Source organism: Erythrobacter ramosus (assembly GCF_009828055.1).
In the GTDB taxonomy this organism is placed as follows: Bacteria; Pseudomonadota; Alphaproteobacteria; order Sphingomonadales; family Sphingomonadaceae; genus Erythrobacter; species Erythrobacter ramosus.
Map to the genome: position 1 here is coordinate 18,909 of NZ_WTYB01000007.1, position 12,271 is coordinate 31,179.

The window sequence follows — 12,271 nt, forward strand, 5'->3', positions numbered from 1 at the left end:
CAAGCGATGTCTCGCATTTTCATCGAACGGCCGATCTTTGCCTGGGTGCTGGCGATCATCACCATGCTGGCAGGGCTCGGGTCGATCTATCTTCTGCCGGTCGCGCAATATCCCGATGTTGCCCCGCCGCAGGTCAATATCCGCGCGACCTTCCCCGGCGCGTCGGCCGAAACGCTTGAGAACTCCGTCACTCAGATCATCGAACAGCAACTGACCGGGGTCGACGGGCTCCTGTATTTCAGCTCCAGTTCCACCGCGCGCGGTCAGGTCAACATCAGCGCTACCTTCGCCAAGGGAACCGATCCCGATATCGCACAGGTGCAGGTGCAGAACCAGGTGCAACAGGCGCTCGCCCGGTTGCCGCAGCAGGTGCAACAGCAGGGGTTGCGCGTCACCAAGTCGAACCCCGATTTCCTGATGATCGTCGGCGTCTACGACGAGACCGACCGCAGCACCAACATCGATGTTTCCGACTTCCTCGTTTCGAATCTGCAGGACGAATTGTCCCGCATCGAAGGCGTGGGAGAGACCAACGTGTTCGGATCGCAATATGCGATGCGCGTTTGGCTCGATCCCAACAAGCTCGCCGCGGTCGGCCTGATGCCAGGCGACATCATCGCCGCGATCCGAAATCAGAACACCGAAGTCGCCGCGGGCGAAGTGGGCGGCCTACCGCAGCCCGAAACCAACCGCCTCAACGCGGTTGTTACCGCACAGTCGCGGCTGCGCACGGCGGAAGAGTTCAAGGCGATCATCCTCAAGGCCGATCAGAGCGGCGCGGTGGTGCGGCTGGGCGATATCGCGCGGGTCGAGCTTGGCGCGGAAAACTACGCCGCGTCGAGCCGCATCAACGGCCACCCCGGCGCAGGCCTCGCGATCTCGCTCGCGCCCGGGGCCGATGCGCTCGCCACCGCCGATCTGGTCAAGGCCGCGGTCGCGGAGGCCAAGGCCGGTTTCCCGCCGGGCTACAACGTCGCCTACGCCAACGACACCACGGCCTTCATCCGCCTGTCCATCGAAGAGGTGGTGCAGACCCTGATCGAGGCGATCCTGCTTGTGATCATAGTAATGTTCGTGTTCCTGCAAAGCTGGCGCGCTACGCTGATCCCCACTATCGCGGTGCCGGTGGTGCTGCTGGGCACCTTCGCGATTTTCTACATGGCGGGCTTCACCATCAACACGCTGACCCTGTTCGGGCTGGTGCTCGCCATCGGTCTGCTGGTGGATGACGCGATCGTGGTGGTCGAGAATGTTGAGCGCCTGCTCGAAGAAAACCCCGAGATGACGCCCAAGGAAGCGACCATTCAGTCGATGGGCGAAATCCAGGTCGCGCTGGTGGCGATTGCGGTGGTGCTTTCGGCGGTGTTCCTGCCGATGGCCTTCTTCGGCGGATCGACGGGCGTGATTTATCGCCAGTTCTCGATTACGATCGTCTCGGCGATGGTGCTCTCGGCGCTGGTAGCGCTGATCCTCAGCCCGGCGTTGACCGCCTCGCTGCTGAAACAGAAGCGGCATGGCGAGGCGGGTGAGACAAGCGGGTTTGACCGCCTTTGGCCGTGGGGCGCGGGTCGGCTGGCGCGAGCGCGCGATGCCTTCAACCGCGCCTTCACGCGCGGGACCAAACGCTACGTGATCGCAGTCGCGCTGGTGGTTGATCGCAAGTGGCTGTTCCTCTCGATCTACGCCATCGTCGTGGCGCTGCTGGTAGCGCTGTTCGTGCGGCTGCCAACGGGCTTCCTGCCGACCGAGGATCAGGGGGCCGCCCAGCTCCAGATGCGCCTGCCCGCCGGGGCGACGCAGGGCCGCACCCGCGAGGTGCAGCTGGCGATCGAGAAATACATGCTGAATGACGAGCGCCGTAACATCGCGGTGATGTTCAGCGTGATCGGCGGCGGGCAGGGCTCCTCGGGGGGGCAGAACACCGGGCAGGGCTTCGTCAACTTCGTCAACTGGTCCGAGCGCGAGGGGGCCGAGAACAGCGCCGAGGCGATCACCGAACGGGCGACCAAGGCCTTCGGCGGCTTCCGCGATGCACAGGTCAACGTGCTCGTCCCCCCAGCGATCCGCGGGCTGGGGCAGAGCAACGGCTTCACGCTCCAGCTACAGAACACCAGCGGGATGAGTCGCGAGGAATTTATCGCCGCGCGCGACAAGCTGCTTGAGGCGGCCTCGGGCGATCCGGTGCTGGCAGGTGTGCGGCTGGGCGAGCTTCCCGACGCACAGACCCTGAAGGTCGATATTGATCAGCTGCGCCTCGCCGCGATCGGGCTCAATCAGGCGGACGTCAACACCACGTTGTCCGCAGCGTGGGGCGGGCAGTACGTCAACGACTTCATCGACCGTGGCCGGGTGAAACGCGTCTTCGTGCAGGCCGACGCGCCTTATCGCGCGACGCCCGAGAATATCGGGCAATGGTTCGTTCGCGGCGGCGATGGCCAGATGGCCCCCTTCAGCGCCTTTGCCGCCAGCCGCTGGTCGACCACGCCCACCACGCTCTCGCGCTTTCAGGGCTATCCCAGCTTCCAGTTCGACGGGCAGGCGGCGCCGGGCCAGAGCTCGGGCGAGGCGATGGACCGGATCGAGGCGTTGGCGAAGGACATCCCCGGGGTCAGCGTCGCGTGGGCGGGCCTGTCGTTCCAGGAGCGCCTGTCCTCCGGCCAAGCCCCGCTGCTCTACGGGCTTTCGCTGCTGGTAGTGTTCCTGTGCCTAGCCGCGCTCTACGAAAGCTGGACGATCCCGGTGGCGGTGATGCTGGTGATCCCGCTCGGGCTGGTTGGTGCGGTCTTCGCGGTGACGTTGCGCGGGCTGGAGAACGACGTCTATCTCCAGATCGGGCTGCTCACCACGATGGGCCTTGCCGCCAAGAACGCGATCCTCGTGATCGAATTCGCAGAGCAGGCCGAGAAACGCGGCGCGCGGGTGATCGATGCAGCGCTGGAAGCTGCGCGCCTGCGCCTGCGCCCGATTTTGATGACCAGCCTCGCCTTTATCTTCGGTGTGCTGCCGCTGGCGCTGTCGAGCGGCGCGGGGGCGAACAGCCGCATCGCGATCGGCACTTCGGTCATCGGCGGAATGCTGACCGCGACGGTGCTGGCGATCTTCTTCATCCCGCTGTTCTTCGTGATCGTCCGGCGCACCACCCGCGACACGCTGAAGAAGCTGCATATCGGCCCCAAGCCCACCGCGGGCGCGGCATGACGCGGCTTGGTGTCCTTGCCGCGCTGGCGCTGGTGTCGGGCTGCTCGATGGCGCCCAAATATGTCCAGCCGGCAGCCCCCGTGCCAGCCTCATGGCCGGTTGGCGATGCCTATCTCGCGCAGAGCGAGGCGGCGCTGCCGGTGATGAGTTATCGCGACGTCTTCGCCGATCCCCGGCTGATCCAATTGATCGAACAGGCGCTTGGCAACAACCGCGACCTGCGCATCGCTGCCGCCAATATCGAGGCCGCGCGCGCGCGATACCAGATCCAGAGCGCCGCCCAACTCCCGCGCATCGATGCCACGGCGGGGCGAACGCAGTTCGACAACGGCACCGCCAACCAGAACCGCAATCAGGACATCGACATCGGCAACAACCCGTCGTCGAGTCCCTCGACTGCGGGGCGGCGCTACACGGCTGACCTCAGCACGACCGCCTTCGAAATCGACCTGTTCGGGCGGCTGCGTTCGCTGTCGGATGCGACGCTGAACCGCTATTTCGGGACCGAGGCCGCCGCGCGCGCAACGCGGCTTACGCTGATCGGCGACATTGCCGACGCGTGGCTGACCCATGCCGCCGGCGCCTCGCTGCTTAAGCTGGCCGAGGACACCGCCGCCAACGCGCGCGAGCAGGTCAAGCTCACCCGGCTGCGGCTCGACGGCGGGATCGCCCCGCGCTCGGACCTGCGCCAGGCCGAACAGATCCTCGCTACCGCCGAGGCCGATGTCGCCCGCCAGCGGACCGCGCTCGCGCAGGATGTGAACGCGCTGCAACTGCTGGTCGGCGCGCCGATCAATGCGGTGCTGCTGCCACAGTCGATCGATGATGCGGATGATGCCGTGCGCGCCCTGCCTGCCGGGGTGGACTCCGCCATCCTGCTGCGCCGTCCCGACGTGCTCCAGGCCGAATACGAGCTGCGCGCCGCCAATGCCGATATCGGCGCGGCGCGTGCGGCGCTTTTCCCGCGGATCACGCTGACGGGGCTTGCAGGGCTTTCGAGCAACGTGCTGTCCAACCTCTTCACCGGCGCGGCGTTCAACTACAACGTCGGCGCCAACGTGCGCTATTCGCTCTTCGCCGGCGGCGCGGCGCGCGCGGGTGTGGCCCAGACCGAGGCACAGCGCGATGCGGCCGTGGCGGGCTACGAGCGCGCGATCCAGACCGCCTTCCGCGACGTCGCCGACGCTCTGGCCCGGCGCGGCACGATCACCGAGCAGTTGCGCGCCGACCGCGCCCTCGTCGATGCGGCGCAGGACACCTACAGCCTCGCCGACATGCGCTATCGCGGCGGGGTCGAGAGTTTCCTCGCCAGCCTCGATGCACAGCGTGCCGCCTATCAAGCGCAGCGAACGCTGCTGACGACCCGGCTGGTCGAAGCGAGCAACCGAGTGGCCCTTTACCGCGCGCTTGGCGGGGAGACTACAGAACCAACGACGAACTCCGTGCCGGAACGATGATCCTGCGGCGTTGTCGGACCGGCCTAGCGTGGCAATAGCTCCCTAGCAGGTGTCACGATCGCACGTGGTCACTGCGGATGACAGCTAAGCTGCCGCCGACGGACTGTTCTGGGATGTCGGGCGAGCCAATGCCCAACATCGGCCCATGGCAGGATCTGCTATTCAAAAGTGCCATTCGGGAACGGCGGGAATGTCCCAATTTGAACTGTTCAGGGCAACCGGTGGCAGCCCACTCAGACCCGGTCGTTCGTGACCGCTGAATAGAACGTCTGGCTCCGCCCAAAGCCGCCATGCCGCTTTCGGGATCGCGCATCTGCCCCAGTCACAAGAAGAGCTAGTTCGCTGGCAACGCGCCTCAATCACAGCCACGTGATAGGTCGGGATGGAAAGCCGGATGCTGTCATTTATTCCGGTTCGACTTTTTTGCGGCTATCCGGTTGACCCAGGCTGGATTACAATGACTTGATCCCTCAAAGGGCAACCTCGGCAGTATGAAACGATGGTATGGGTTTAACTGTCCACATTGCCACCGATGGTGACCTTCCTGCGATTGCGGCCATCATTGAACGCGCCGTTACCGGCTTGCAGGGCAACTTTCTCTCGCAATCGGAGATCGAGGCGAGCCGGCGGTTCATGGGGGTCGACACGCAGCTTGTGCGCGATGCGACCTACTTCTGCGCGGTGATCGATGATCGGATCGCCGGATGTGGCGGGTGGAGCTGGCGGCGGACGCTGTTTGGCGGGGATGGCGCGGGCGACCTTATCGATCCTTCACCCCTCGATCCGGCCAGTGAGCCTGCGCGGATCAGGGCGATGTACACCCATCCCGATTACGTGCGGCGCGGAATCGGCAGGGCGATCCTGACCGCCGCCGAAGATGCTGCGCGCACCGCGGGTTTCCGCGAGATCGACCTGATGAGCACACTAGCGGGTGAACCGCTTTACCGCCGCTGCGGCTACCGCGCCATCGGCGAGCGGGTCCATTATGCTGACGTGCCGCTGATCCCGATGCGCAAGCAGTTGTAAGCGGAGGCGGAATCAAAGGGCGCGGGGTCAGCCAAGGCCGACCCCGCGCCCGTGATGCCATGGCTCAGAAGCTGGCGGTCACTCGCGCGTACCAGAACCCGCCCATCCAGCCGATCGGGGAATTGTCGTTGTAGATTGACCCGTTCGCCGCCCCGCCAGTACCGGCAAAGATGTTGCGGGTTTCACGCTCGGCCAAGGTGTCGAACAGGTTCTGCGCCCCCACCGCGATGCGGTACTTTTCGAAGAAGGTCAGGCCCACCTCGATATCGAAGCTCGCCTGCGCGTCGAACTTCTTGGCGAACGGCACCGGGTAGAGCGCCTGCGCATCAGCTAGCGTGTTGATGCCGCCAGCGGTTGGCGTCGGGCCGATGCCGCTGGTGATCGGATCGAAGAAGCTGGTGAAGCTGCCGAAGTAACTCACCCGCGCCGTGGCATCGAAGATATCCTCGCGCCAGCTGGTCGAGAGCACCGCCCGCCAGCGCGGAACTGATTCCTCGATATTGCCGACCCTAACATCGTCGACCGGCTGGAAGTTCGACAGCACCCGCCCGCTCGCCAGGGTGCCGTTGATGACCTTACGGTCGGTCACCTCGGTCGTGTTGTAGTTGACTGCCAGATTGGTGTTGAACCGCCCGATGCCGGTGTCGGCTTCGTGCGAGATGATCACATCGAAGCCTTGGGTGCGGGTATCGAAGGCGTTGGTGAAGTACCGCACCGCGCCCAGTTCCGCCGCTTCGGCCACGCCCTGCGCGAGCAGGAATTGTGCGTCGGTCTGGCCGTTCGCGTTGACGATGTTGGGGTTGATCTGCCCCGACAGGCCGATGCGGTCGGTGACCTCGATGTTGTAGTAATCGATGGTGACATTGAACCCACCGCCAGGCTGGATCACCACCCCGCCCGAGAAGCTGACCGACTTTTCCGGCGTGAGCGATTCAGCAAGGTAGAACTGGCCGATTTCGCTATCCGGCCGCGCCACAAGCGTGCCGAGCGGCACGGTCGAGCCGAAGGGGAAGCCGGTGGTCAGGTTCTGCGTGAATTGCTGGCCCGGGGTCGGCGCGCGGAACCCGGTCGAGGCCGTGCCGCGCAGAGCGATGGCATCGGTGATTTCATAACGCACAGAGAGCTTGCCGTTGAAGGTGTCGCCGAAGTCGTCGAAATAGTCGTAGCGTGCCGCAACCCCGACATCGAGGCCTTCGATCAGCGTGGCATCGAGATCGATGTAGCCCGAATAGTTGTTGCGCCCGCCTTCGATCACCGACGCAGGCCCGAAGCCTTGGAAGCCGTTGGAGCCCGGCAGCGCAACCTGCGTACGGACAAATGTCGGGGCGGAGGCACCCGGGGTCGAACACGGCACGGGGGCGGCGTTGAGCGTGCACTGGAACAGGCGCTGCGAGGCATAGGGGCCGATCTGCCACGAGGGCGTGTCGCCCAGACCGACCTCGAATGCCTCACGCCGCACTTCCACACCCCAGGCAATGAACAGCGGTTCGGCAAGGCCGATCTCGGCCTCGGTGTTGAAGTCGCCGTTGAAGTTGAATTCACGCTGGACGAACTTGCCCATGTAGAATTCGGTTGGCGTGTTCGGCCCGAGCGACGCGTTGATCGTATCGCTCATGAAGTAACGGACCTGGTTGACGCCGTACATCAAGGAGAAGTCGTAGTTCACGCCCGACATGTCGCCCTTGAAACCACCAACGATGCCGATGTCTTCATTGGTCTGTTCGAAGAACGGGATGAAGCCGTTGGCTTGGTCAGGGAAGCGGCTGTCGTTGAAGATGTCGAACGTCGCTCCGTTGAGATCCCACTGCGGGCGTCCCTGTGCGTCGAAACCGATCTGCGTGAGGTAGTTGATGGGCACGGCGCGACCGGTTGAGTTCGTGCCAGGGCGGCCGGGGATCGGCAGGTGGGTCACCGTGCGCGGTGAACGGTAGTTGAAATCGTTCCCCTGCCGCTGATAGCCGTAGTTGGCAAAGGCGTAGAAGATCGTATCGCCCGCCGGAATCTCAGTGTTGATGGTGGCGCGGTAGGCGCGGTTTTCAGGCCCGCCGAGGCGGTTGCCGGTCGGCCGATCGGGGGTGATGCCGAGCGCGGCGAGCGGCGCGATCGCGGGACGCTCCACCGATCGGTCGAAGACGTTCTGGTCGATGAATTCAAAGGTCGTATTGAAGAACCCGCCGTTTTCACCAAGCTCGGCCCCGTAAAAGGCGGTGAGCTGGGTGTCCTCGCCATCGCCGGCATAGGACTGGCCGTAACGCGCGGTCACCTCGTAGCCGGTGTCGCGGCGCAGGCCGATGTTGATCACACCCGCAATTGCGTCCGAACCATATTGCGCGGCCGCGCCGTCACGAAGCACTTCCACGCGGCCGACCGCGGCGCTGGAAATCTGCGAAAGGTCTGCGCCCTGCGCTCCGGCGTTAAGCGCGCCGCCCTGGAGCTGCACCAGCGCCGAGCGGTGAACGCGCTTGCCGTTGAGGAGTACGAGAATCTGGTCGGACGGCAGGCCGCGCAGCGTCGGCGGGCGGATGAAAGCGGAAGCATCGCCAAGCAGGTTGCGCTGCTGGTTGAAGGAGGGGACGAGGGTCTGAAGGATGGTCTGCAATTGCGGGGCGGGCTGCGCCTTGAAATCATCTGCGCTGAAGACATCGACCGGCGCCGAGCTTTCTAGCACGGTACGATCCGTCCGGCGCGTGCCGGTAACGACAATCGCCTGTTCCGAGGGGCTTGTCGCCGCATCCGATTCGGACGCTTCCTGCTGGGCCATGACGGGCGATGCAGGGACGACAAGCGACGCAAGGAGAAGGTAACGAAAACGCATGAAGAGGGCCCCTTTTCATTATTGTTGCGACGCAACAATAACACGGGCCATTATTCATGCTGCAATAAATCTATGATTTATAGGTGGTTAAATGACGTAGTATTTACGATTCATGCTCTGCTGAAACCGAATATTTCTAATAATAGGTATTACGCAAAATCTTATTGCGTAATAATATCCTTAAATTGCAAAATTGGGCGATTCCACGTGCCTTTGTATCGCACCTTGCTTGTGCGGCGCAACAAACCGCTTGGCGAATCCGGCAGTCTAATTATCAATGCGGGTTGTGATTGACCTCTCGACGCTTCTGTTCGCCGTCCCGGCCTTGTTGGCGGCTGGCGCTGCTGCCGGCTTTGCCGGCGGCCTGTTCGGCATCGGCGGCGGCTTTGTTGTCGTGCCCGCGCTGATCTTCCTGCTGCCGCTGATCGGGGTCGCGCCACAAGAGATTGCACATGTGTCGGTCGGCACGTCGCTGGCCTCGATCATCTTCACATCGCTGCGTTCGACACAGAGCCATGCCAAACGCGACGCGGTCGATTTCGACCTGCTTCGCAGCTGGGCAGTGTGGGTGGTGCTGGGCACAGCCGTCGGCACGCTGGTGGCGGGCATGATTTCGAGCCGCCAGTTGGCGCTGATCTTCGGGATCGGTGTGCTGGGCTTTGCGGTCTATTTCCTGCTGCCCGCGCGCAAGGGCGAACCGCTGTTTGCTGGCTTGCCCACAGGGCTTCCGCGCGCCGGTATCGCCAGCGCGCTAGGGGCGTTTTCGACCTTGCTGGGCATTGGCGGCGGCACAGTGACCACCGTGACGATGACGGTCTGCGGCGCTCCGATCCACCGGGCCATCGGCACAGCGGCCGGGATGGGCGCGATCATCGCCCTGCCGTCCACCATCGGCTTCATGGTCATCGGCTTTGGCGCCGAAGGCATCGGCTGGGGATCGCTGGGCTATGTCAATCTGCCCGCTGCCGCCGCCCTGATCGCAACATCGATGTTGTTCGCGCCGCATGGCGTTGCCGCCGCGCATCATCTTCCCGCCGCGATCCTGCGCGCGTGCTTTGGCCTTTATCTCGCATTTATCGGACTAGTGATGATCACGCGTTTTTGATGGTTTCAACAAACAACACAAGGACTTGCTCTATGTCGACCACTCGCCGTTCATTTCTCGCAGGAGCCGGGGTTGCCGGCGGCCTCAGCGTCCTTCCGCTTCCCGGTCTGAGCGCGGCAACCGCCGCCGCCGCGGTCGAGCCGGATTTCGGGCCGAAGATCGGGCAAGCACTGCTCAGCCGCAACGAAAACCCCTATGGCCCAGCGCCCAGTGCGCTGCGGGCGATCAGCGAAACGGCCAAGATGGGCTGCTATTACAATGATCGCGGCCACGCCAAGCTGACGGCGATGATTGCCGAGCGGTTCAATGTCACCCCGGCACAGGTCGTCATCGGTGAGGGTTCAACCGAGGTGCTGTGCGCCGCCGCGCTGGCATGGGGCCGCAAGGGAGCGATCCTGTGCCCCGATCTGTTCTGGGATACGACCGTGCTTTACGGCGAGCGCCAGGGCGTGAAGGCGTTACGCGTGCCGATGACCTCGGACATGGGCGTTGACCTCACCGCAATGGCGGCGGCGGTCGATGACCGCGTGTCGATGGTGCAGATCTGCAACCCCAACAACCCAACCGGCATCCTGATCCCGTCAGGCGATCTCAAGGCCTTCGTCACCAAGGTTTCCCCCAAGGCAACTGTGCTAGTGGACGAGGCCTATAACGAGTTGACCGACCGGCCCGAAGACAATTCGATGATCGACATGGTGCGCGCCGGGGCCAATGTTATCGTTTGCCGGACCTTCTCGAAAATCTACGGCATGGCGGGCCTGCGCGTCGGCTATGCCATCGCCAGCGAGGAAAACGCCGCGCTGATCCGTTCGCACCAGATGAGCTTCGGCGGCAATCTTGGCGGGCTTGCTGCGGCCATTGCCAGCTTCAACGACACGCCCTTCCTCCAGCAATCGCGGGCTGCGGTGCTGGAAGGGCGGCAGATGATCCTTGATGCGGTCAGCAAGGCCGACCTGAAGGCGTTGCCATCGCAGACCAATTTCGTGTTCGTCATGGTCCCTGACGCCAATGCCCTGCGCGATGCCATGGCCGCACGCGGGATTTCGATCCGCGGGGCCTATGGCAGCCTCACCGGCTATTCGCGGGTCAGCACCGGCAAGCTGGAGGATGTTGCACGCTATGCCGCCGCCTTGCCCGAACTGTCCGCGCAGTTGTGGGGCTAGTTACGCGCACGGCGATTTGACGATGCTTTCGAAGGCGGCCTGGCACCTGACAACATCGAAACTTCGACAAACCTGAAGGGTTTGATCGGTTAAGCCGATGCAATCGGACGCCGGACTGAAGATGGATAATGGCAAGGCGTTCGCGACCGGTTGCCGGGTTAACCGGTGCCAGTTTTTCCGCTTCACGAACCGCCGGTTTCGGCGGGACCGGCCGTTCGAGTAGACGGTGACAGGCGTCATTTTTGTCCCAAGAGCTTTCTGCCGCTTCCGACCCAAATTCAGTAATTCACGTCCGCCACAATGAACGTCTGGTTCCATTAAATGCCGACATGCCGCTTTCGGGGTCGAGGATCGGCCGCGCTCATGACCGCAAGTGGGTGGAAACTTGCCGACCTGCGTGACACAGCGATGCCGGACCTGCTTCAGCCGAAGGGCCTGGCCGCCTTCTAGAACCATTGCACATTCCATTAGACTTTCCCGCACGGTGGAGCATGTGTTGCTCTGCCAGCGAGGCGCAGTCGTCCGCGTGCGGCAACCCCGACGCATGCGAGCGACCGGGGCTTAAGGTGGTGGGAGCTACACTAGGACGCTTCCTACACTGGAGACACCTCATGGCCCGTACGGCAAAGACAATCAGCACCCTCACTATCGCCGACACTTCCCCTCCCCGCCCCCACAAGATCGATGCGGTGGTCGAGCTGATGCGCCGCACCGAAGGCGCAAGTCTGGGCGAGATCGCCGAGGCCACCGGCTGGTTGCCGCACTCGGCCCGTGCTGCCCTCACCGGCCTGCGCAAAAAGGGCTATGTGCTGGAGAAGAGCAAGCGCGGCGATGCCACCTGCTACCGCGTCGTCGTACCCGCATGATGGCTGCCGAGCAGCTCGAGCAAGACCTGGCTGCGCTGGCGACATTGTCGTCAGCGCAGCTACGCTGCAAGTGGTCCTCACTCACCGGTCGCCCCGTTCCCAAGGTTAGCCCCGCCCTGCTGCGCGGCGCGCTGAGCTGGGAAATGCAGGCCTATGCTTATGGCGGCCTGTCGGGGCGAACGCAGCAGAAACTGGATCAGCTCGCTGGCGCCAAGACTGAGACCCGCGATGCGCAGCCCGCGATGCGCCTGGTGCGCGAATGGAACGGAACGCTCCACATGGTCAACATCGGCGAGGATGGAGCGATAACCTGGAATGGTGCACGCTGGCCTTCCCTAAGCAGGGTTGCACGCGAGATCACCGGTACCCGCTGGTCGGGCCCGGCCTTCTTCAGGGTCAAGACCAAGAAGGCAGCAGCATGAAGACCGTCCGTTGCGCAATCTACACCCGCAAATCGAGCGACGAAGGTCTGGAGCAGGAATTCAACTCGCTGGATGCCCAGCGCGAGGCCTGCAGTGCCTATATCATGAGCCAGACCGGAGAGGGGTGGAAGCTACTCCCCGACCGCTATGACGACGGCGGTCTGTCAGGTGGTACGCTGGAGCGCCCTGCGCTCCAGCGCCTGCTAGCCGAGGTCAAAG

9 protein-coding genes are annotated in these 12,271 nt (G+C 63.7%); 8 read left to right on the forward strand and 1 reads right to left on the reverse strand.

Annotation, left to right across the window (positions count from 1 at the left end; all coding sequences use genetic code 11):
• The first annotated feature begins 6 nt into the window (after positions 1-6).
• From GRI59_RS15425 to GRI59_RS15435, 3 genes are all read left to right on the forward strand, one after another.
• On the forward strand, positions 7-3,198 hold the full coding sequence (locus GRI59_RS15425; RefSeq protein ID WP_160762148.1) for a multidrug efflux RND transporter permease subunit: 3,192 nt from the start codon (positions 7-9) through the stop codon (positions 3,196-3,198).
• Positions 3,195-4,655 carry an efflux transporter outer membrane subunit gene (locus GRI59_RS15430; RefSeq protein ID WP_160762149.1) on the forward strand — a complete coding sequence of 487 codons (1,461 nt, stop codon included), beginning with the start codon at positions 3,195-3,197 and terminating at the stop codon, positions 4,653-4,655. Before GRI59_RS15425 ends, GRI59_RS15430 begins: the two co-directional genes overlap by 4 nt.
• A gap of 504 nt (positions 4,656-5,159) precedes the next feature.
• Complete coding sequence (locus GRI59_RS15435; protein ID WP_160762150.1) at positions 5,160-5,681, forward strand: GNAT family N-acetyltransferase; 522 nt, start codon at positions 5,160-5,162, stop codon at positions 5,679-5,681.
• A gap of 64 nt (positions 5,682-5,745) precedes the next feature.
• On the opposite strand, the gene GRI59_RS15440 is transcribed toward GRI59_RS15435, so the two are convergent.
• A complete protein-coding gene (locus GRI59_RS15440) occupies positions 5,746-8,442 on the reverse strand; it encodes a TonB-dependent receptor plug domain-containing protein (protein WP_237440895.1) in 2,697 nt (898 codons plus the stop codon).
• A gap of 340 nt (positions 8,443-8,782) precedes the next feature.
• Between GRI59_RS15440 and GRI59_RS15445 the strand changes: the two genes are divergently transcribed.
• The 5 genes from GRI59_RS15445 to GRI59_RS15465 all read left to right on the forward strand — a co-directional run.
• Entirely contained in the window at positions 8,783-9,601 is an 819-nt protein-coding gene (locus tag GRI59_RS15445) for a sulfite exporter TauE/SafE family protein (RefSeq protein ID WP_419866810.1), read from the forward strand.
• A 32-nt stretch (positions 9,602-9,633) separates the two neighbouring features.
• A complete protein-coding gene (locus GRI59_RS15450) occupies positions 9,634-10,764 on the forward strand; it encodes a pyridoxal phosphate-dependent aminotransferase (RefSeq protein ID WP_160762153.1) in 1,131 nt (376 codons plus the stop codon).
• A gap of 611 nt (positions 10,765-11,375) precedes the next feature.
• Positions 11,376-11,630, forward strand: a complete 255-nt coding sequence (locus GRI59_RS15455) for a DUF3489 domain-containing protein (protein ID WP_237440896.1) — start codon at positions 11,376-11,378, stop codon at positions 11,628-11,630.
• Positions 11,627-12,052, forward strand: a complete 426-nt coding sequence (locus tag GRI59_RS15460) for a DUF2924 domain-containing protein (RefSeq protein ID WP_237440897.1) — start codon at positions 11,627-11,629, stop codon at positions 12,050-12,052. Before GRI59_RS15455 ends, GRI59_RS15460 begins: the two co-directional genes overlap by 4 nt.
• The coding region (locus tag GRI59_RS15465) for a recombinase family protein (RefSeq protein ID WP_160762155.1) at positions 12,049-12,271 on the forward strand (223 nt) is incomplete at its 3' end. The genes GRI59_RS15460 and GRI59_RS15465, both read left to right, overlap by 4 nt.